The sequence below is a fragment of the Burkholderia sp. BCC0097 genome, assembly GCF_902832985.1.
Classification (GTDB): domain Bacteria; phylum Pseudomonadota; class Gammaproteobacteria; order Burkholderiales; family Burkholderiaceae; genus Burkholderia; species Burkholderia orbicola.
The window spans coordinates 193,080-212,733 of record NZ_CADFDM010000001.1; the positions used below are offsets into that span (position 1 = coordinate 193,080).

The 19,654-nt window shown below is 68.7% G+C and carries 17 protein-coding genes; 9 read left to right on the forward strand and 8 right to left on the reverse strand.

Going from position 1 to position 19,654, the window contains the following annotated elements:
* Window positions 1–92 precede the first annotated feature (92 nt).
* The 3 genes from HWX07_RS00845 to HWX07_RS00855 all read left to right on the forward strand — a co-directional run bounded on the left by HWX07_RS00845 (window position 93) and on the right by HWX07_RS00855 (window position 3,791).
* Entirely contained in the window at window positions 93–1,454 is a 1,362-nt protein-coding gene (locus tag HWX07_RS00845; RefSeq protein WP_175874781.1) for a hypothetical protein, read from the forward strand.
* Between the two features lie 161 nt (window positions 1,455–1,615).
* Window positions 1,616–2,728, forward strand: a complete 1,113-nt coding sequence (locus HWX07_RS00850; RefSeq protein ID WP_175874782.1) for a porin — start codon at window positions 1,616–1,618, stop codon at window positions 2,726–2,728.
* A 10-nt stretch (window positions 2,729–2,738) separates the two neighbouring features.
* On the forward strand, window positions 2,739–3,791 hold the full coding sequence (locus HWX07_RS00855) for a nucleoside hydrolase (protein ID WP_175874783.1): 1,053 nt from the start codon (window positions 2,739–2,741) through the stop codon (window positions 3,789–3,791).
* Between the two features lie 34 nt (window positions 3,792–3,825).
* Here HWX07_RS00855 and HWX07_RS00860 read toward each other — a convergent pair whose 3' ends face one another.
* Window positions 3,826–4,734, reverse strand: coding sequence for a LysR family transcriptional regulator (locus HWX07_RS00860; protein WP_175874784.1), 909 nt, complete (start codon window positions 4,732–4,734; stop codon window positions 3,826–3,828).
* A gap of 94 nt (window positions 4,735–4,828) precedes the next feature.
* Here HWX07_RS00860 and HWX07_RS00865 point away from each other — a divergent pair, with 94 nt between their 5' ends.
* Together HWX07_RS00865 and add are read left to right on the forward strand one after the other, a co-directional pair.
* The gene (locus HWX07_RS00865) at window positions 4,829–6,178 is read left to right on the forward strand and encodes an NCS2 family permease (RefSeq protein WP_175874785.1); all 1,350 of its coding nucleotides are present in this window, start codon (window positions 4,829–4,831) and stop codon (window positions 6,176–6,178) included.
* A 46-nt stretch (window positions 6,179–6,224) separates the two neighbouring features.
* Window positions 6,225–7,325 (forward strand): adenosine deaminase, encoded by a 1,101-nt coding sequence (add, locus tag HWX07_RS00870; protein WP_175874786.1) that lies wholly within the window; start codon window positions 6,225–6,227, stop codon window positions 7,323–7,325.
* Window positions 7,326–7,359: 34 nt separating this feature from the next.
* On the opposite strand, the gene HWX07_RS00875 is transcribed toward add, so the two are convergent.
* The gene (locus HWX07_RS00875) at window positions 7,360–9,591 is read right to left on the reverse strand and encodes a transglycosylase domain-containing protein (protein ID WP_175874787.1); all 2,232 of its coding nucleotides are present in this window, start codon (window positions 9,589–9,591) and stop codon (window positions 7,360–7,362) included.
* Window positions 9,592–9,715: 124 nt separating this feature from the next.
* The gene (locus HWX07_RS00880; protein WP_175874788.1) at window positions 9,716–11,224 is read right to left on the reverse strand and encodes a PLP-dependent aminotransferase family protein; all 1,509 of its coding nucleotides are present in this window, start codon (window positions 11,222–11,224) and stop codon (window positions 9,716–9,718) included.
* 124 nt (window positions 11,225–11,348) lie between these two features.
* Here HWX07_RS00880 and HWX07_RS00885 point away from each other — a divergent pair, with 124 nt between their 5' ends.
* Window positions 11,349–11,987, forward strand: a complete 639-nt coding sequence (locus HWX07_RS00885) for an FMN-binding negative transcriptional regulator (protein WP_034175151.1) — start codon at window positions 11,349–11,351, stop codon at window positions 11,985–11,987.
* Between the two features lie 52 nt (window positions 11,988–12,039).
* On the opposite strand, the gene HWX07_RS00890 is transcribed toward HWX07_RS00885, so the two are convergent.
* Complete coding sequence (locus HWX07_RS00890) at window positions 12,040–12,621, reverse strand: thioredoxin family protein (protein WP_175874789.1); 582 nt, start codon at window positions 12,619–12,621, stop codon at window positions 12,040–12,042.
* A gap of 234 nt (window positions 12,622–12,855) precedes the next feature.
* On the opposite strand from HWX07_RS00890, the gene HWX07_RS00895 reads away from it, so the two are divergent.
* Together HWX07_RS00895 and HWX07_RS00900 are read left to right on the forward strand one after the other, a co-directional pair.
* The gene (locus HWX07_RS00895; RefSeq protein ID WP_175874790.1) at window positions 12,856–13,596 is read left to right on the forward strand and encodes a response regulator; all 741 of its coding nucleotides are present in this window, start codon (window positions 12,856–12,858) and stop codon (window positions 13,594–13,596) included.
* The gene (locus HWX07_RS00900) at window positions 13,593–14,915 is read left to right on the forward strand and encodes an ATP-binding protein (RefSeq protein WP_175874791.1); all 1,323 of its coding nucleotides are present in this window, start codon (window positions 13,593–13,595) and stop codon (window positions 14,913–14,915) included. The genes HWX07_RS00895 and HWX07_RS00900 overlap by 4 nt, the downstream gene beginning before the upstream one ends.
* A gap of 63 nt (window positions 14,916–14,978) precedes the next feature.
* On the opposite strand, the gene HWX07_RS00905 is transcribed toward HWX07_RS00900, so the two are convergent.
* From HWX07_RS00905 to HWX07_RS00920, 4 genes are all read right to left on the reverse strand, one after another.
* A complete protein-coding gene (locus tag HWX07_RS00905; RefSeq protein WP_175874792.1) occupies window positions 14,979–15,590 on the reverse strand; it encodes an alpha/beta fold hydrolase in 612 nt (203 codons plus the stop codon).
* A 57-nt stretch (window positions 15,591–15,647) separates the two neighbouring features.
* Window positions 15,648–16,382: a metallophosphoesterase family protein gene (locus HWX07_RS00910; protein ID WP_175874793.1), complete on the reverse strand. Its 735-nt coding sequence runs from the start codon at window positions 16,380–16,382 to the stop codon at window positions 15,648–15,650.
* A gap of 110 nt (window positions 16,383–16,492) precedes the next feature.
* Window positions 16,493–17,029, reverse strand: a complete 537-nt coding sequence (locus tag HWX07_RS00915) for a GNAT family protein (RefSeq protein WP_175874794.1) — start codon at window positions 17,027–17,029, stop codon at window positions 16,493–16,495.
* A 12-nt stretch (window positions 17,030–17,041) separates the two neighbouring features.
* On the reverse strand, window positions 17,042–17,674 hold the full coding sequence (locus HWX07_RS00920) for a LysE family translocator (protein ID WP_175874795.1): 633 nt from the start codon (window positions 17,672–17,674) through the stop codon (window positions 17,042–17,044).
* 305 nt (window positions 17,675–17,979) lie between these two features.
* On the opposite strand from HWX07_RS00920, the gene HWX07_RS00925 reads away from it, so the two are divergent.
* On the forward strand, window positions 17,980–19,173 hold the full coding sequence (locus tag HWX07_RS00925; RefSeq protein ID WP_053526352.1) for a porin: 1,194 nt from the start codon (window positions 17,980–17,982) through the stop codon (window positions 19,171–19,173).
* The last annotated feature ends 481 nt before the right edge of the window (window positions 19,174–19,654 follow it).

The following is a 19,654-nucleotide window of genomic DNA, read 5'->3' on the forward strand; positions in this document are numbered from 1 at the left end:
GGGCCTGACGACTCATTAGCCGCCATCGGAGTGCCCGCGTTGCATCAGCGAACGGCTCCGCCGCGAAGAGGCGTCGGCGCCTGGCGCACGCGATGCGCCGGACGTGTCGATGGCTCGCGCGGAAGATGCGCCGCTCGCGGCAGCACCATGCGGCGGCCGGATCGGCCGATGGCTTCGAACATATGATTCTTTCCCACCTGGCGCGGCGCTCTGCGCGGCCGCGTTGCCGCAACCGCGCAGTCGCCGCATACGTGTGGCTCGCTGCCGCGGTGTCGATTTCCGCTGTCGCCGAACGGCCTGCCTTTGCCGCGTCCGACACGCCGTCGTCTGCTGTGCAATCCTCGTCTGTCGCGTCGCCTGCTTCGGCGGCCTCTCGCACGCATCCGGCTTCGTCCGCGCATGCGGTGTCGGGTGCATCGGCCGCAGCGCCGACATCCGGGGCGTCACACGCGAATCACGCGGAATCCGCGAGCGCGGCCTCCGGTGCGTCGGCCGCTTCCTCGGCTTCCGCGGCATCGGCGGCATCGGCGGCATCGGCGGCATCGGCGGCATCGGCGGCATCGGCGGCATCGGCCGCCGCACCTGCATCGGCCGCATCCGGCACGCCCGCGAGCGAAGCCGAGCCGCCTCCGCCCACGCCGCCGCGTCGGCATCCGCCGCTGTCGGCCGAGGAGGCGCAAAACGCGACGGCGCGCGCACTCGACATGCGCAAGCGCTTCACGCAGGAAGTCACGCGGCGCCTGAACGTGCCCGCGAGCGAGCAGCGCGCGTACGGCGACCGCCTCCAGAAAGCGCTCGCCGATGCGGATCTCGGCGATCTCGCCGGCGAGTACGTCGCGCTGGTCGACCGCGCGCCGAACGTGCAGGCATTGTTCATCTACTTTCGCGCGACACCGGCCAATGCGTGGCTGATGATCGGCGCATCGCCGGTCGGCACCGGGCTGCCGGGCCAGTACGACCATTTCCTGACGCCGCTCGGTGTGTTCCATCACTCGCCCGACACGATGGATTTCCGCGCGGAAGGCACGACGAACGAGAACGGCATTCGCGGCTACGGCCACCGCGACATGCGTATCTACGATTTCGGCTGGGTGGACGGCGAGCGCGGCTGGGGCAAGGGCGGCGTGTCGCCGATGCGTTTCCAGATGCATGCGACCGACCCCGACCGGCTCGAAGCGCTGCTCGGTATTCGACACTCGAAGGGCTGCGTGCGGATTCCCGCGTCGCTGAACACGTTCCTCGACCGGCACGGGCTGCTCGACGACGACTACCAGGCACGCGTCGAAGCCGGCAAGTCGCTATGGGTGCTGCGTCGCGATCGCGACATCACGCCGATCGCGGGCCGCTATCTGGTCGTGATCGACAGTGCCCGCAAGACCCGCCCGGTCTGGTCGCCGCTGCCGGGACGCGGCGCGTGGTCGAAGCTGCCGAAGGGCGGCGACACGGCGGACTGAGCGCCCGTTCGCCGGGCGCGGGCGGGGTAGAGATGAGAATAAGTCCGTTTTATTGAGATATAAGGAAAGCAAACTTTTATTATCCGATCCGGGTTCGTATAGTCGAGTCCAGTTTCGCGGAACCCTGCCGCGCCTGGACCACCACCGACCACACGACCCGCATGAAAACTCTCTACAAGCTCGCCCCGCTCGCGATGCTCGGCGCCTTCGCGACCCATGCCGGGGCGCAAAGCAGCATCACGCTGTACGGTCTCATCTCGGCCGGTGTCGGATTCGCGACGAACCAGGGCGGCAAGAACGCGTGGCAGGCGCTGTCCGGCACGAACCAGAACCCGCGCTGGGGGTTGAAGGGCAAGGAGGATCTCGGGCAGGGGCTGTCCGCGGTGTTCCAGCTCGAGAACGGCTTCAACGTGATGACGGGCACGGCCGCGCAGAACGGTCGCGAGTTCGGGCGCATGGCGTACGTCGGCCTGGCCGACCGCACCTACGGCGCGCTGACGCTCGGCCGCCAGTACGACGCGATCCACGACTACATCGGGCCCGTGATCATCGCGAGCAACGGCGTGAACATCGGCGACAACGACAACGGCTACAACGACATCCGCGTGCAGAACTCGGTGAAGTACGTGAGCCCCGTCTACTACGGGCTGAAGTTCACCGCGCTGTACGGCTTTAGCAATGCGACCGGTTTCGCGAACAACAGTGCGTACAGCTTCGGGCTCGGCTATGAGCGGGGCCCGCTGCGCTGGAGCGTGGTCTATGCGCAGTACAACCATCCGTATAGCGCAACGAACCAGGACGGCGCGATCGCGAACGACTATGCGTCGCCGCTGCTGATCTTCAGCAAGAGCGCGATGTCGCCGGCCGCGTATGCGAGCCGACAGCGGATCGCGGGCACGGGCGGCTTCTATACGATCGGCCGCGCGCAGTTCGCGGCGATGTTCACGGACGTACGCTACGATTACCTCGACAATTCGCACCTGCACTTGCAGAACCTCGGCGTGAACGTCGTCTACGCGATGACGCCGCAGCTCTTTCTCGGCGCGGCGTATGCGTTCACGAACGGCAAGTACGACGTGATCGACAAGCGTCCGAAATGGCATCAAGTGAACCTGCAGGCCGACTACTTCCTGTCCAAACGCACCGACGTCGCGCTGACGGTGATCGCGCAGCAGGCGGCCGGCGATGCGGATCATGCGCAGATCTTCGCGTATGCGCGTTCGACCGGCACACGCCAGATGATGGCGACGCTCGGCGTGCGGCACGTGTTCTGAGCCCTCGACCATGACCCATCCGATCGCATCCCGCCGCACTTTCCTGAAACTGTCCGCCGCGCTGGCCGGCACCGCGCTGCTGCCCGAGACGGGCGCATTCGCGGCTGGCGGCGACGCCGCGCGCCGCACGGTGATCATCGATACCGATCCGGGGCAGGACGACGCCATCGCGATCCTGTTCGCGCTGGGCGCGCAGGACCGGCTCGACGTGCGCGCGCTGACGGCCGTGGCCGGCAACGTGCCGCTCGATCTCACCGAACGCAATGCGCGGATCATCCGCGACTGGGCCGGCCGCACGAACGCGCTGCCAGTATATGCGGGCTGCCCGCGCCCGCTCGTGCGCGACCTCGTGACGGCCGCGAACGTGCACGGCAAGACGGGGCTGGAAGGCGTCGAACTGCACGCGCCGCGCGCGCCGCTCGCCACCGGCCACGCAGTGTCGTACCTCGTCGATACGCTGAGCCGCGCGGCGCCGAACAGCGTGACGCTGTGCGCGCTCGGCCCGCTGACCAACCTCGCGACCGCGCTGGTCGAAGCGCCGCAGATTCGCGCCGCGCTGCGCGAGATCGTGCTGATGGGCGGCGCGTTCTTCGAGCGCGGCAACATCACGCCGGCCGCCGAGTTCAACATCTACGTCGATCCTCAGGCGGCCGAAGTGGTGTTCGGCAGCGGCGTGCCGATCGTCGTGCTGCCGCGCGACGTCGCGGTGAAGGCGCCGATCACGCCGGCGCGTGTCGCGCCGTTTCGCGCGCTCGGCAACCGCTGCGGCGCGATCGTCGCGGACATCATGGAGGCAGAGCTCGCCTACAACAAGAAGCGGCGCGGCGTTGAAGACGCGCCGATGTACGACCCGACGGCCGTCGGCTATCTCGTCGATCCGACGCTGTTCGGCGGCCGCAAGGTGAACGTGATGGTCGAGACGACCGGGCAGTGGACGCTTGGCGAGACCGTCGTCGACTGGAACGGGCGCAGCGGCCGTGCGGCGAATGCGACATGGATCAACGAGGTCGACGCGGACCGCTTCTACACAGCGCTCGTCGAACGGATTGCGAAGCTGCCCTGAACATGGGCAGCCACCCGGCGGACCGCGAACGTAATCAGATCTGCTTCGCAATCCATTCACGGCACGCGCGCACGTGCGGGCCGCGATCGTCGGCGGCGAGCGAGATCAGCGAGATCGCGCGCGTGACGCGCGGTTTGTCGACGCGCAGCGCGACGAGTTCGGGATCGTGCAGATGCATCGTGTAGAGGCTTGGCAGCACGGCGGTCGCGAGGCCGTTGCGTGCGAGCGCGTACAGCGGCTCGGTGTATTCCATCCGGTACGTGACGTTCAGGCGCAGCTTTTCGGCGCCGCCGGTGCGATGCAGCGATTCGCTGACGCTGCCGCGCACGAACACCGCGAGTTCGCGATCGACCAGCTTCGCCCACGTGACGCTCTTCGCGCGGGCGAGCGGATCGTCGTGCCGCACGACGATCACGATCTCGTCCTCGAACAGCTGCTGATAGCGCAGCGTGCCGTCGTCGCCGTCCGGTTCGCGCACGCCGATGCCGAGATCCGCGACGCCGTCGCGCACCGCTTCGACGAGCGCGCTGTTCGGCAGATCGGTGAGCGTGAAGCGCAGCGTCGGATGGGTGCCGCGCAGTGCGTTGAGCGCGGGCAGCAGGCGGCCCGCGACCGACGGGATGAAGGCCATGCGCACGGTCTGGATGCGTTCGCCGATGAGCCGCGTCATGTCGTCGAAGGTGCCGCGCGCCTGGTTGAGCAGGCGTTCGGCGAGCGGCAGCACGGCTTCGCCGGCGGTGGTGAGCGTGAGCCGGTGCGCGCTGCGGGCGAACAGGCGGCCGCCGAGCAGGAATTCGATCTGGCGGATCGACGCGGTGAGCGCGGGCTGCGTGAGCGACAGCGCCTGCGCGGCCTGCGTGAAGCTGCGCGCATGCGCAAGGACGACGAAGTGCTGGACCTGCCGCAGCGTGAGCGCGGGGAGCAGCGACGAGCGGTCGGACATCGGGTAATAGCGGTCGGGATGCGGTACGCGGCAGTATAAGACCGCGCCGCACGAATCGACACAGGACAATATTCGGAATCACGGGAGAACCACCATGTCAGCGACTGACACGATGCCGGCGCGCACGCCGGCCAACTGGCTCGAACGACGCTTCGCGCTCGCCGCGCGCGGTACGAGCGTGCGCACCGAGACGATCGCGGGCGTCACGTCGTTTCTCGCGGCCGCGTACCTGCTCGTCGTGATTCCGTCGCTGCTCGCGACGGGCGGCATGGAGCGCGGCGCGGCGACGACCGCGACGATCGTCGTGTTCGTGCTGTTCACCACGCTGATGGGGCTTTACGCGAACCTGCCGTTCCTCGTCGGCCCCGGTATCGGCGGCTCGGTGATCATCGGCGTGACGCTCGCGACGACCGAGCACGTCGGCTGGCAGACGGGCCTCGGCATCGCTTGCGTGTCGGGCGTGCTGTTCTTCCTGCTCACGATACTCGGCGCGCGCGGCGTCGTGGTGCGGCTGATTCCGGTGCAGATCAAGCTCGGGCTCGGCGCGTCGATCGGGCTGTTCGTCACGATGCTCGGGCTGCGCAATGCAGGGATGGTCGTTGCGAACGCGAAGACCAACGCGTTCGCGCTCGGCGACTTCTCGCACCCGGGCGCGCTGGTCGCGCTGATTGGCCTCGCGGTGGCGATCGTGCTGCAGGCCCGCAAGGTGCCCGGCGCGATCCTGATCGCGATCCTCGTCGCGGCCGCGGCCGGCGTGCCGCTCGGCGTCACGCATCTGCCCGCGTCGTTCATGTCGCTGCCGCACAGCATCGCGCCGATCGCGTTCAAGCTCGATATCGGCGGCGCGTTGAGCCTCGCCGCCGCGCCGTACCTGTTCGCGTTCTTCGCGGCGGAATTCTTCTCGACGCTCGGCACCGCGCTCGCGGTCGGCGCGAAGGCGAACCTGCTCGACGAACAGGGCAACCTGCCGGACATCAACCGGCCGTTCCTCGTCGATTCGCTCGCCGCGACGCTCGGGCCGGTGTTCGGCATTCCCGCGCTGACCGCGCTGATCGAATCGGCGGCAGGCGTCGAGGCGGGCGGCCGCAGCGGGCTGTCGTCGCTGGCCGCGGCCGTGCTGTTCGCCGCGATGCTGCTGTTCGTGCCGGTCGCGCTCGGGATCCCGAAGGAGGCCACCGCGCCGGCGCTGATCCTGATCGGACTGTCGATGTTCGCGACGATCCGCCATACGCATTTCGACGACTTCACCGATGCGCTGCCCGTGATGTCGATGGTGCTGCTCACGCTGATGTCGAACAGCTTCGGCACCGGCATCGCGGGCGGGCTGCTGTGCTACGTGCTCGTCAAGCTGCTGGCCGGCCGCTGGCGCGACGTGTCGTGGGGGCTCGTCGTGCTCGCGCTGCCGCTCGGCTATTACTTCTGGACCGTCGTGAAACCGCACTGAGAGACGGCTTGCGCGACGCATCGCACTACCGAAAAAAGAGACTGACATGAAGGGAACACCAGGCAACGTCCCGGCCGCGCGCACGGGCATCGAGATCACGCCCGCGCATCGGGCCTTCTTCCGCGCGCTGCCGAAGGCCGAGCTGCATTGCCACCTGCTCGGCGCGGTGCGGCACGACACGTTCGTCGCGCTGGCCGAACGCAGCGGCGCGCCGATCGAGCGCGCGGAGATCGACGCGTTCTACGCGCGCGGGGAGAAGCCGGTCGGCGTGCTGCACGTGCTGCGCGCGCTCGATAAATATCTGCTGACGCAACCCGACGATCTGCGGCGCATCGCATACGAGTATCTGGAAGACGCGGCTGCGCACAACGTCCGGCACGCGGAATTCTTCTGGAATCCGACGGGAACGGTGCGCGTGTCGGGCATCGCGTATCCGGACGCGCAGGCCGCGATCGTGACGGCGATCCGCGACGCCGCACGCGATTTCGGCATCGGCGCGCACCTGATTCCGAGCATCGACCGCGAGCAGGACCCCGACGAAGCGGTTGCGATCGTCGAATGGATGAAGGCGAATCGCGTGGACGAAGTCGCGGGGCTCGGCATCGACTATCGCGAGAACGACCGGCCGCCGGAACTGTTCTGGAAGGCGTACCGCAACGCGCGCGCGGCCGGCTTCCGCACGACCGCGCATGCGGGCGAGTTCGGGATGCCGTGGCGCAACGTCGAGACGGCCGTCGATCTGTTGCAGGTCGACCGCGTCGATCACGGCTATACGATCGTCGACAACCCCGATCTGTGCGCGCGCTACGCGGAGCGCGGCATCGTGTTTACCGTCGTGCCGACGAATTCGTACTACCTGCGCACGCTGCCGCCGGAGCAATGGGCCGAACTGCATCCGATGCGCAAGATGCCGGGGCTCGGGTTGAAGATCCATCCGAACACCGACGATCCGACGCTGCACAAGGTCGATCCGAGCGAAGCGTGGGAGCTGATGTTCAGCCATTTCGGCTTCACCGTGGCCGAGTTGAAGCAGTTCATGCTGAACGGGATCGACGGCGCGTGGGTCGACGACATGACGAAAGCCGCGTGGCGTGCGGCGTGGGCGTCGGAGTTCGATGCGCTCGCAGCAACGCTCGCGGCGGGCTGAACGCGTTTCCTGGCCAGGCCCTGCGCCGGCACGATCAACGGAAGAAGCGCAGCCAGTCGAAAAGGCCTGAATGCTGCGGCGCGCGCCGCTTCGGCGCCGGCGCGCTGCGTGGCCGGAAATCGGGCGAGAACTGCACATGCGGATCGATCGCCTGCGCGCGCAGCGCCGCATCGTAGAACGATCCGACGATCGGCAGCGCACTGTGCGCGCCCGCACCCCAGTAGTCGCTGCGCAGCGTCACGCTGCCATCGTCGAAGCCGACCCACGCGCCGGCCACCAGTTGCGGATGCATCAGGATGAACCAGCCGTCGGTGTTGTCCTGCGTCGTGCCGGTCTTGCCCGCGACGTCAGTGCGAATCCCGTAGCGCGAGCGGATGTCCGCGCCGGTCCCGTAATCGACCACGCTGCGCATCGCGTCGACGAGCGTCAGTGCGGCGGGCGCCGGCAGCGCGCGTTCCGGCGGCGCGCTGCCGAACGCGGCGAGCACCTTGCCGTCGCGATCCTCGATGCGCGTGATCATCTGCGGCGCGACGTACACGCCACGATTCGCGATCGTGCCGTACGCGGACACCATCTCTTTCAGCGTGACCGGGCTCGTGCCGAGCGCGAGCGACGGCACCGCGTCGAGCGGGCTGTCGCGCACCCCCATCGCGCGTGCAAGCTGCGCGACCTTCGCGGCGCCTTCCCGCTGCATGACCTGCGCGGTGATGCGGTTGCGCGACAGCGCCAGCCCGTCGCGCAGCGTCATCGGCGCGCCGGTCGGCGGCTCCGCATCGGTCGGCCGCCACACGGCGCGGCCGTCGATCGGGATCGCGACGGGGCCGTCGACGAATGTATCGCCCGGCCGCATGCCGTCCGCGAACGCGGCGCCATAGACGAACGGCTTGAACGTCGAACCCGGCTGGCGGCGCGCCTGTACCACGTGATCGAACGGCTCGCTGCCGAAATCGGGGCTGCCGACCCACGCGCGGATCGCGCCGTTGCGCGGATCGATCGCGACGAAGCCGGCCTGCACCTGTGTCTTGCGCTCGCACAGCGCCCGCATGAATTCGCGGTTCGCGCCGAGCTGCTTCAGCGCAACCACGTCGGCGAGCCCGGTGTCGCGGGCCTGCCGATACTCCGGTGTCTGACGCATGAAGCCGCGGAACAGGTCGTTGCGTAGCCCGCAGCCGGACGGCCCGCGCCATGCGCCGTCGGCGATCGCCTGCAGCCGTTCGGTCTGCCGCGTCAGCGCCTGCGTGGCCATGTCCTGCAGCCGCGCATCGAGCGTCGTGCGCACGACGAGGCCGTCCGAGTACAGATCGTAGTTGTTGCGGTCGGCCCACGCGATCAGCCACTTGCGCAGTTGCACCGCGAAATGCGGCGCGAGGCCCGGCTGCGCGGTCTGCGGTTCGAAGTCGACGCGCAACGGCTGGCGCTGCAGTTTCGCGAACTGCCGCGGCGACAGCATGCCCATCTGTGCCATCCGGCCGAGCACGACGTTGCGCCGCTGGACCGCGCGTTCCGGATTCAGCACCGGGTTGTAGTAGCTGTTGCCCTTCAGCATCCCGACGAGCGTCGCGCTTTCCGTGAGGTCGAGCTGGTCCGCCGACTTGCCGAAGTAGGTGCGCGCGGCCATCTCGACGCCGTACGCGTTGTACAGGAACGGCACGGTGTTCAGGTAGGTTTCGAGAATCTCGTCCTTGCTGTACACCGCTTCGATCTTGAACGCGGTGATCAGCTCCTTCACCTTGCGCGTGAGCGTCGGCGCGCGGCCGACTTCGTCGGGATACAGGTTGCGCGCGAGCTGTTGCGTGATCGTCGAGCCGCCCTGCCGGTCGCCCGAGAACGTATGCAGGCCGGCCGCAAGCGTGCGGCGCCAGTCGATGCCGTGATGCGCGTAGAAGCGGTGGTCCTCGGTCGCGATCAGCGCGTCGACCATGTGCGGCGAGATCTGCTTGAGCGGCACCCATTCGCGGTTCACCGGCCGGAATTCGGCGATCAACTGGCCGTCGGCCGACAGCACGCGCGCGGGGCGGTCGATGCGCGCTTTGCGGATGTCGCCGATGCTCGGCGTGAACGGAACGAACGCGAGCAGGACCAGCAGGCCCAGCACCGGGATCGCGGCGAGCGTCAGCGCCATGCCGCGCCGGGTCGGATGGCGCAGGCGATGGAGCATGCCCGCGCCCAGCGCGCGGACGCGCGTGCGGCCCGCGGCGGCGAGCGGCGCGACATGGGCGCGGCAACGGAGCCACGCGTCTCGGAGAAACGGCACGAAGCGATTCAAGGCGTCAGGAGCGCGGAGGGAAGACGCGCGATCCTAGCAAACGGAACCCGTGCGCCGGCGGCCGAAACGGCCGTTTGCTTGCAGGATTTACAGACGATTACGTTTGTTGCCCGCCGCCAACCTTTTACCGTGCGCGGGGCCGCGATTCCGCTGACGAAACCACGTCCGCGAGCCGCTGCGCGGCCGCTTCCATCTGCGCGCGGCCGAACCCGCCGAAGCCGAGCACGAGCCCGGGGCGCGCGGTGCCGGGTGCGAACATCGGCGACACCGCACGCACGGCGACACCGGCCCGGGCGGCGCGCGCGACCACGTCGAGATCGTCGATGCCTTCCGCGAGCCACAGCACGACGTGCATCCCCTGGTCGCCCGGCTGCACCCATGCGCGCTCGCGCGGCAGCCGCGCGCCGAGCGTGTCGATCAGCGCCGCGCGTTGTTCCGCATAGACGCCGCGCACGCGACGGATGTGGCGATCGAGATGACCTTCGGCGATGAACGCGGCGAGCACGTGCTGGTCGGCGGTCGGCGCGTGGCGGTCCATCAGCACGCGCGCGCCGCAGAAGGCGGGCACGAGATCGTCGGGCGCGATCACGTAGCCGAGCCGCAGCGACGGAAACAGGATCTTGCTGAAGGTGCCGAGATAGATCACGCGATCAGGCGCGAGGCCCTGCAGCGACGGGAATGGGTAGCCTTCGTAGCGTAGCTCGCTGTCGTAGTCGTCCTCGACGATCCATGCACGCTGTGTGCGCGCCCATGCCAGCAGCGCATTGCGCCGCGCCATGCTCAGCGGCATGCCGAGCGGGTACTGGTGCGACGGCGTGACGAATGCGGCGCGCGCATCGGGCGCGAGCCGGATGCCGGCGTCGACGTCGAGGCCGTCGGCATCGACCGGCACGCGCACCATCGCATCGCGCCGCCCGGTGCTTTCGAGCAGCGCGGTGATGCCGCGATAGGCCGGATTCTCGACCCATGCGCGGTCGTTTGCGCCGAGCAGCACCTGGGTCGCGAGATGCAGCCCCTGCTGCGTGCCGCTCGTGATCACGACCTGGCCGGCATCGCAGCGCACCGAGCGCGACCGGCGCACGTAGTCGGCGATCGCTTCACGCAGCGGCAGCGCGCCTTGCGGATCGGCATAGCCGGACGGCGCGCCGGCGCCGCGGGCGCGCAGGCGGTTGCCGAGCCGGCGCCAGATGTCGTCGGGCGCGGTGAGGCCGAGCGGCACCGAGATCGCGAACGGCATCGCCGGCAGCGGGCTGAATTCGCGGGCAAGCCGCGCGAAGGCGGCGGCCGGCTCGGGCAGGGCATCGCGCGCCGGGTCCGGGCGCGGCGTTGGCGATTCCGGCGTGTTGGCGGGCGATGGTTCCGCGAGCGCATTCGCGACTCGCGTACCCGCGCCGCCGCGCGATTCGAGAAAGCCTTCGGCGATGAGCTGCGCATACGCGTCGACGACGGTGCCGCGCGCCACCTGCAGCGATGCGGCCAGCAGCCGTGTGGAAGGCAGCGTATCGCCGGGCCGGACGTCGCCGCGGCGCACCGCGTCGCGCAGCGCCTGCGCGAGCTGGCGGCTCAGGTCGCCGGCCGCGCGGTCGAGCACGCCGAGCGACGGGATTTCGAGGATCCGGGCCGTTCTTGCCATGATTCTGGTCTGCTGAAATTGTTTCAAACCGGCTCTACAGAATAAACCAGTTTAAGGCCACAATCGACGCATGACGGGCCTGCGCCCACGCCTATTTCCTACCCCGCACGACCGTGGAGCCGACATGTACGTCCCCGCCGATTTCAACGAACCCAACCCCGACGCGCTGCGCGAGCTGATCGTCCAGCATCCGTTCGGCAGCCTGATCACGCACGGCAAGCGCGGGCTCGACGCGAACCACATTCCGTTCGAACTGATGCCCGGCGACGGCGGGCTCGGCGAACTGCACGCGCACGTCGCGCGGGCGAACCCGGTCTGGCAGGACGTCGCGGACGGCGACGAGGTGCTCGTGATCTTCCGCGCCGGCGACGCATACATCTCGCCGAACTGGTATCCGAGCAAGCACGTCGCGCATCGGCAGGTGCCGACGTGGAACTACCGGGTCGTGCATGCGCACGGCCGCATCACGGTGCGCGACGACGAGAAGTTCGTGCGCGGCGTGGTCGCACGGCTCACGCGTACACACGAGGCGTCGCAGCCGGTGCCGTGGAAAATGGGCGACGCGCCGCCCGACTACATCGACACGATGCTGCAAGCGATCGTCGGGCTGCAGATCGAGATCACGCGGCTCGTCGGCAAGCGCAAGCTCGGGCAGAACAAGGCCGAGGCCGATATTCGCGGCGCGGGGGAAGCGCTGGTCGCGGACGGGAAGCTCGCGATCGGGGAGGCGATGCTGGCGGAGGCCGACGCGAAGCGCGAATGAGCGCGTGACGCGAGCGGGCGCGGGCGAGTATCGCGCCCGCTCGCCACCCAGGTCACTGCGTGCGCGTTGCACCCTTCATCTCTTCCCCCGCCTGCGCCAGCGCCCCCCGAATCGCCGCCTCCGTCTTGTCGTACCCGCCTTCGCCATACCGCGTATAGACGATCTTGCCGTTCGCATCGATCAGGTACAGCGCGGGCCAGTACTGGTTGCCGTATGCGCGCCACGTGTCGTAGCGGTTGTCCTGCGCGACCGGATACCGGATGTCGAAGCGCCTGATCGCATCGGCGACGTTCTTTGCATCGCGTTCGAACGGATATTCCGGCGTATGCACGCCGACCACGACGAGCCCCTGGTCGCGATACTTCCGGTACCAGTCGTTCACGTACGGAATCGTATGAATGCAGTTGATGCACGAGTACGTCCAGAAATCGACGAGCACGACCTTGCCGCGCAACTGGTCGAGCGTCAGCGGCGCGCTGTTGTGCCAGCGGTCGATGCCGGTGAAAGCGGGCGCCGTCATGCCGGCCGGCGATGCCTGCACGCCCGCGTCGTCGCGGGTGCCGGCGAAGGCGGCGAGCCCGGCCGTGGCGGCGAGGGCGATGACGAGGGCGGCGGTCTTGAAGCGAGGCAGCATGGCGTTCTCCTGATCTTTGGGGGCCGCGACGCAAGGGCGGCGGCCCGACGGGTTTCGACAGGCCCCATTAGGCGGCGCCGACGTATCTGCGATGTGTCCGGCCCGCCGCGCGTGTGCAACGTTGTGTGTCGCCACGCTGGCGCGATACATTGCGATACAAACGCGTGCCCGCCGTGCGGTATAACAGCGGACATCGCCCCGCCCGAACCCCGACACCGATACCGGCAACGACTCATGGACAAGATCGACCACGTGCTGATCGTCGACGACGATCGCGCGATCCGCGAACTGATCGCGGACTACCTGGAGAAGAACGGCATGCGCGTGTCGCTGGCCGCGAACGGCCGCGAGATGCGCAATGTGCTGGATGACGGCGCGCCCGACCTGATCGTCCTCGACCTGATGCTGCCCGGTGAGGATGGCCTGACGCTGTGCCGCGACCTGCGCGCCGGCAAGTTCCGCACGGTACCGGTGCTGATGCTGACCGCACGCGGCGAGGAAACCGACCGCATCATCGGCCTCGAGATGGGCGCCGACGACTACCTGGCCAAGCCGTTCGCGGTGCGCGAGTTGCTCGCGCGAATCCGCTCGGTGCTGCGCCGCGCGCGCATGCTGCCGCCCGGCATGCAGGTGACGGAGACGGCCGCGCTGCTCGCGTTCGGCGAATGGCAGCTCGACACGACCGGGCGCCATCTGCTGGACACCGAAGGCACGCTGGTCGCGCTGAGCGGCGCCGAATACCGGCTGCTGCGCGTGTTCCTCGACAACCCGCAGCGCGTGCTGACGCGCGACCAGTTGCTGAATCTCACGCAGGGGCGCCAGTCCGACCCGTTCGACCGCTCGATCGACCTGCTGGTGAGCCGGCTGCGCCAGCGGCTGCGCGACGGCGCGCGCGAGCCGCGCTACATCAAGACGCTGCGCAACGAGGGCTACGTGTTCTCGTCGGCCGTCACCGCCGTCGACGGTACGTCATGAGCGCGCGCACGCCGTGGCACTGGCCGCGTTCGCTGTTCGCGCGGCTCGCGCTGATCCTGTGCGTGGGCCTCGCGCTCGCGCAGACGCTGTCGTTCTGGCTCACCGTGACCGAGCGCGACCAGGCGACCACGAACATGATGATGGGCTACATCGAGCGCGAGGTCGCGAGCTCGGTCGCGTTGCTCGACCATCTGCCGCCTGCCGAGCGCACCGCATGGCTGCCGCGTCTCGCGCGGCGCAGCTATACGTTCATCCTGGGGCCGGGCCAAACCGGCACGCCGCCGGAAGCGCGGCTGTCGGCGCGCGTCGAGCGCTCGATCTCGGACGGCATCGGCGGCGACTACCCGCTGACCGCGAATTCGATCCCCGGCGACCGCGAGCATCTGCAGGTGCATCTGCGGCTGACCGACGGGTCGCCGCTGACGATCGACATTCATCCGATGTCGACGGTGCCGATGTCGGGCTGGCTGCCGGCCGTGCTCGTGGTGCAGCTCGCGGTGCTGGCCGCGTGCTGCTGGCTCGCGGTGCGGGTGGCGACGCGGCCGCTCAAGCAGCTCGCGCAGGCCGCCGACGCGCTCGGCCCCGACCTGAAGGGCGAGCGGCTGAACGAAGGCGGGCCGTCGGAAGTCGCGCGCGCCGCGCGGGCGTTCAACGCGATGCAGGACCGTATCGCGCAGTACATGGCCGAACGCATGCAGATCCTCGCGTCGATCTCGCACGACCTGCAGACGCCGATCACGCGGATGCGGCTGCGCGTCGACGTGATGGACGACGACACGCAGGGCGCGAAGCTGCGCCAGGACCTGCTCGAGATGGAGCATCTGGTGAAGGAGGGCGTCGCGTACGCGCGGACGCTGCACGGCACCGAGGAAGCCGCGCGCCGCATCGATCTCGATGCGCTGCTCGACAGCATCGTGTACGACTACACGGATGCGGGGCAGGACGTCGCGCTGCACAGCCGCGCGCCGCTCGCGCTCGTCACGCGGCCGAAGGCGCTGCGCCGCATCGTCGGCAACCTCGTCGACAACGCGCTGAAGTTCGCGGGCGCGGCCGAGATCGACGTGCAGGCGGCGCCGGACGGCGGCGCGGTGATCGCGGTGCTCGACCGCGGGCCCGGCATCCCGGACGATCAGCTCGATGCGGTGTTCGAGCCGTTCCGGCGCGTGGAGACGTCGCGCAATCGCGAGACGGGCGGCACGGGGCTCGGGCTTGCGATCGCGAAGCAGCTCGCGCTCGCGATGGGCGGCACGCTCACGCTGAACAACCGGCCCGACGGCGGCGGCCTCGAAGCGAGGCTGACGCTGAGGAACGCGGGATGATGCGACGCGGCGCGCGAGCGTCGCGGCTTCAGGTGCGTGCCGAACCGTGCGATGCGTGCGGCGTCATACGCGTTGCAGATGCGCGTCGACGAGCGGCGCGAGCGCTTGCGAATGCACGGCCGCGAGATCGTGCCGGCCGCCCGGCACGACGTGCAACCGCGCATCGGGCAGCCGTTCGAGCAGGCGCCGGCCGGCCGCGACCGGGCTGATCGGATCGTCGTCGCCCCACAGCAGCAGCGTTGGCTGCGCGATACGGCCGATGTCCTGCGACAGGTCCGCGCGAAACGTCATGAACCAGTCCGGCAACCGCGGGTTCGCTTCGGCGAAGCCGGCGCGCCAGTCCTGCGCGCCGAGCCCGGCCATGTCGAGGCCGCCGGACGTGACCGTCAGCACGAGATGCGTGACGAGATCCGGCTTGTCGAGCGCCGCGCGCATCGCGATCACGCCGCCCATCGATTGCGCGATCACGGCCGTCGGCCGGTCGATGCTGGCGAGCACATGGCGCACGAGACCGTCGAAATCGTCGACGGCGGGATGGCGCGGCGTGTCGCCGAAGCCCGGATACGCGACGATCCGCCGCTCGGCCGGATGCGTGAGCATGCCGGCCAGCGGTTGCCAGAACGCGGTGCTGCCCGATGCGCCGGGCAGGAAGAGCAATTGCGATGGAGCGGGCATGATGTTTCGTGTTCCTGTGATCGAAGCGAAGTGGGGTGACCGGGCGCTGCGTGCGCGTCAGCAGCGGCCGGTGCGCAGCGCAACGGTCCAGTCGTCGCGCCCACGCGAGGCCGCTGTGGCGGCGGCCATGCGCCAATCGTATTCGACCGCATGGAATTCGACGTTCCAGCCGGCGGCGGTGCGCGACACCATCGCGTAGCGGGCATGCGGCGAGCCCGTCTCGATCCGGTGCGGATGCGGCAGGTCGTCCGTGTACGCCTGCAGCCCGACGCTGCCCGGATTGACGATCAGCCGGCCGTCGTCGAGCTTCGCGGTACGCGGCACGTGCGTGTGGCCGCACAGGATCAGCGAGGCCCTCGTATCGCCCGCGCGCTGCGCGACTTCACCGGGCGTGGCCGCGCGGCAGCCATCGGGCGTGACCGTTTCGAGGAAATAGACGAGGTCGCTGTCCGGCGTGCCGTGCACCATCAGCACGTCGCTGTCGAGCGTCAGGCGTTCGGGCAGCGCGGCGATCCAGGCGCGATGGTCGGCGCTTAGCGTGTCGTGTGCCCAGCGATCGGACAGCCGCATCGCGTCGCGCTCGAGCGTCAGCAGTTGCCGTTCGTGATTGCCCTTGATGGTCGGCAGGTCGAGCGCGATCAGGCGGTCGGCCGTTTCGGCCGGATGGAGCGCGCCGGACACGATGTCGCCGAGATTGACGATCACGTCGGCGCCGCGGCGGCGGACGTCGTCGAGCACCGCGTCGAGCGCGGCGAGGTTGCCGTGGATGTCGGAGAGCGCGGCGATTTTCATGGCGGCAAGTCGATGAGGGGAGTGGCGATTGTCGCCAATTCGGCGCGGGTCGTGCAATCGAGTCGTGCAATCGCTTCACGGCATCGGTACGCGATGCCGCGGCGCACTCGTCAGTCGGTCGCGAGGCGTGCGTACATCGCGAAATCACCCGGCGTGCCGCGCACCATCCTGTAGGCGCGCAGCAGCCCTTCGTAGCGGTAGCCGCACTTCTGCAGCACGCGCGCGGAGCCCGCGTTGCTGGTCAACACGACCGCCTGCATGCGCATGAAGCCGCCGTGTGTGTACGCCCACGCGGTGACGGCTTCGCACACCGCGCTCGCGATGCCGCGCCCCCAGTGCGACGGCGCGAGATCGTACGCGATCTCCGCCGAGCGGTTCACGGTGGACACCGTATGCAGCCCGACCGTCCCGGCGAGCACACCCGATGCGGTGTCGACGATCGCGAGACGCCGGATCGAATCCGGATCGGCCGATTCGATGTTGTCGAACAGCGGCAGCAGATCGTCGGGCGAGCGCAGGTTCCAACTGGTGTGACGGAAGACGTCGGGATTCGACAGGTACGCGTACCACGCGTCGAGATCCGCGCGCTCGAGTTGCCTGAGCGACAGGCCGGGGAAACCGGCGCGGGGCGGTGCGGCGATTTTCATCGAGCCCGGCTCCTACGCGGCATGGCGCCGGTACAGCGCCAGCGAACCGGCGAGCGCGAGCAGCATCGCGCCGCACGTGCGTTCGAGCCACAGCGCGCCCGAACGCTTCAGCAGCCGCACCGCGCGTGCGCCGAGCAGCGCGTAACCGAACATCACCGCGCCGTCGAGCAGCGCGAACGTGACCGCGAGCGCGACGTACTGCGGCGCGAGCGGTGCCAGCGGATCGAGGAACTGCGGCAGGAACGCGGAGAAGAACAGATAGCCCTTCGGGTTCGTCACCGCGGTCAGGAAGCTTTTCGCGAAGATCGACGCGTTGCGTCCGGAGGCCGTGCCGCGCTGTGCGGCCGCGATGTCGAGCGCTCCCTTCGACATCAGCAGCCGGATGCCGACGTAGGCGAGGTACGCGGCGCCGAGCCACTTCACGACCGGGAACCAGAACGCCGACGCCATCAGCAGCGCGCCGAGGCCGAGCGCGACCGCGACGATCAGCACGAAGTCGGACAGCATCGCGCCCGCGAAACCGTAGGCCGCGCGGCGCACGCCGTAGCGCGAGCCGTTGGTCAGCGCGAGCAGCACGGTCGGACCGGGTGTCGCGATGCCGACGAACGCGACGGCGGCGAAGATCAGCAGGGTCGTTTCATGCATGAAGAAGCTCCCGGTCGAAAGCGCGCAGCCGATTATCGTCCGCGTCGCCTCGCGCTGTACAGGCGCGGCAGCCGCGACCGTAGCGGCGCTCCGACTATCTCAATTTTGGCAAGAAACTGTTGTCATTATTCCGCTTTGGAACGGAACCGGTTCCAACTACCATACCGGCCGCAGCGGGCATGCCCGCCACGTCGTCGCGCGTGGACGTCGCCGGTCTTGCACCGCCGGCGGATGTCGGCGCCCGCGCGCGCTACTCGCAAACAGCCAGCCAGAACAACGGGTTCACCGCCCGGAGACATAAAACCATGAACAAGCAACTGATCGCAGCGCCGCTGCTGCTCTCGCTCGCGGGTGTCGCCGCCGCGCAAAGCTCCGTCACGCTGTACGGCATCGTCGACGCGGGCGTGACCTATCGCAGCAACGAACGGGTCGGCTCGGCGGGCGCGTACACCGGGCATTCGAGCGTCGGGCTCACGACCGGCAACCTGTCCGGCAGCCGCTGGGGCATCAAGGGTTCCGAGGATCTCGGCGGCGGGATGCGCGCGCTGTTCGTCCTCGAGAATGGCTTCGACATCACCAACGGCACGTCCGGCCAGGGCGGCCGCCAGTTCGGCCGGCAGGCGTTCGTCGGCGTCGGCAGCGACCGCTACGGCACGGTCACGCTCGGCCGCCAGTACACGTCGCTAGACGATTTCGTGAGCCCGGTCGGCCCGTCGTCGTTCATCGGCGGCTTCGGCGCGCACCCGGGCGACATCGACGATCTCGACCAGACCGCGCGCGTTGACAGCTCGATCAAATATACGAGCGCGAACTACTCGGGCTTCACGTTCGGCGCGCTGTACGGCTTCGGCGGCCAGCCGGGGAGCATGAAGCAGCGCAACACGTGGAGCGTCGGCGCCGCATACGCCGCCGGCCCGCTGCGCGTGGGCGTAGGCTACGAGCGCTCGGACAACAGCAAGAAGGGCGCGACCGACCCGACGGCGGGCAAGTGGCAGAGCACCGACGACGGGCTGTTCAATTCGTCGATCAACGAAGGCTATGCGAGCGCGCAGTCGCAGCAGGTGATCGCCACCGGCGCGACGTACGACTTCGGCCCGGCCGTCGTCGGCGTGAATTACAGCAACGTGCAGTACCGCGGCGGCGCGCAGTCGCTGTTCAGCGGCCATGCGACGTTCAACGTCGCGGGCGTGTTCACGCGCTGGAACGTGCAGCCGCAGACGCAGCTGTTCGCCGGCTACAGCTACACGCGCGGCAGCGACGTCGACGGTATCGACAACCGCGCGCAGTACCACAACGTCACGCTCGGCGCGGTGTACGACCTGTCGAAGCGCACCAGCGTGTACCTGCTGGGCGCGTACCAGCATGCGTCCGGCACGACGCTCGACGCGCTCGGCCGGCCGGTGGCCGCGACTGCGTCGGTGTCGGACAAGGCGAACGGCCATTCGTCCGATTCGCGATCGCAGGCGATCGTGAGCCTCGGGCTGCGCCAGAAGTTCTGACGCAGCGGTCGTTGCGCGTGCAACGGGGCTCGCAGCCGATGCGGGCCTCGTTGTCGACATGCTCGTCCGCAGCCGACGAGGCACCTGTTCCACCGGCAACGCGTGATCGACGTCGTCGATGCGCTGCCAGATACGTCGACGGCCGGGCCGGCCCGACGCGTGATCCGGCGAGCTGAACGATTGCCGCCGCGTGCCGGTACGGCCGGTGCGCGGTTTTCCCCTCCGTATTCCCCCTTTCCCTCCCGCTCTGCCTTCCGTGCGCGAAATCGCAAAAAACCGATCGCGCCGGACAATATTTTTTCTCTTTCATTTTGATTTCGATTTGTAATAATCAAAGTGACTTCCGGGGAATGAAAATGCAATGCGGTCATATCAGAAAAAATGACGTATTCGCATTGAATGACCCGGAACAAAATGCCGGGAAATGCGCTGAAACCGCGTGGCTGGCAGGCTGTCGTGGCGCGGTTTCGGAGATTTTGCG

What these genes read in the sequence shown, in the direction of transcription:
- HWX07_RS00845 (WP_175874781.1), top strand. Translation starts at nt 93, where the DNA reads ATGCGCCGGACGTGTCGATGGCTCGCGCGGAAGATGCGCCGCTCGCGG.
- HWX07_RS00850 (WP_175874782.1), top strand. Translation starts at nt 1,616, where the DNA reads ATGAAAACTCTCTACAAGCTCGCCCCGCTCGCGATGCTCGGCGCCTTC.
- HWX07_RS00855 (WP_175874783.1), top strand. Translation starts at nt 2,739, where the DNA reads ATGACCCATCCGATCGCATCCCGCCGCACTTTCCTGAAACTGTCCGCC.
- HWX07_RS00860 (WP_175874784.1), bottom strand. Translation starts at nt 4,734, where the DNA reads ATGTCCGACCGCTCGTCGCTGCTCCCCGCGCTCACGCTGCGGCAGGTC.
- HWX07_RS00865 (WP_175874785.1), top strand. Translation starts at nt 4,829, where the DNA reads ATGTCAGCGACTGACACGATGCCGGCGCGCACGCCGGCCAACTGGCTC.
- add (WP_175874786.1), top strand. Translation starts at nt 6,225, where the DNA reads ATGAAGGGAACACCAGGCAACGTCCCGGCCGCGCGCACGGGCATCGAG.
- HWX07_RS00880 (WP_175874788.1), bottom strand. Translation starts at nt 11,224, where the DNA reads ATGGCAAGAACGGCCCGGATCCTCGAAATCCCGTCGCTCGGCGTGCTC.
- HWX07_RS00885 (WP_034175151.1), top strand. Translation starts at nt 11,349, where the DNA reads ATGTACGTCCCCGCCGATTTCAACGAACCCAACCCCGACGCGCTGCGC.
- HWX07_RS00890 (WP_175874789.1), bottom strand. Translation starts at nt 12,621, where the DNA reads ATGCTGCCTCGCTTCAAGACCGCCGCCCTCGTCATCGCCCTCGCCGCC.
- HWX07_RS00895 (WP_175874790.1), top strand. Translation starts at nt 12,856, where the DNA reads ATGGACAAGATCGACCACGTGCTGATCGTCGACGACGATCGCGCGATC.
- HWX07_RS00900 (WP_175874791.1), top strand. Translation starts at nt 13,593, where the DNA reads ATGAGCGCGCGCACGCCGTGGCACTGGCCGCGTTCGCTGTTCGCGCGG.
- HWX07_RS00905 (WP_175874792.1), bottom strand. Translation starts at nt 15,590, where the DNA reads ATGCCCGCTCCATCGCAATTGCTCTTCCTGCCCGGCGCATCGGGCAGC.
- HWX07_RS00910 (WP_175874793.1), bottom strand. Translation starts at nt 16,382, where the DNA reads ATGAAAATCGCCGCGCTCTCCGACATCCACGGCAACCTCGCCGCGCTC.
- HWX07_RS00915 (WP_175874794.1), bottom strand. Translation starts at nt 17,029, where the DNA reads ATGAAAATCGCCGCACCGCCCCGCGCCGGTTTCCCCGGCCTGTCGCTC.
- HWX07_RS00920 (WP_175874795.1), bottom strand. Translation starts at nt 17,674, where the DNA reads ATGCATGAAACGACCCTGCTGATCTTCGCCGCCGTCGCGTTCGTCGGC.
- HWX07_RS00925 (WP_053526352.1), top strand. Translation starts at nt 17,980, where the DNA reads ATGAACAAGCAACTGATCGCAGCGCCGCTGCTGCTCTCGCTCGCGGGT.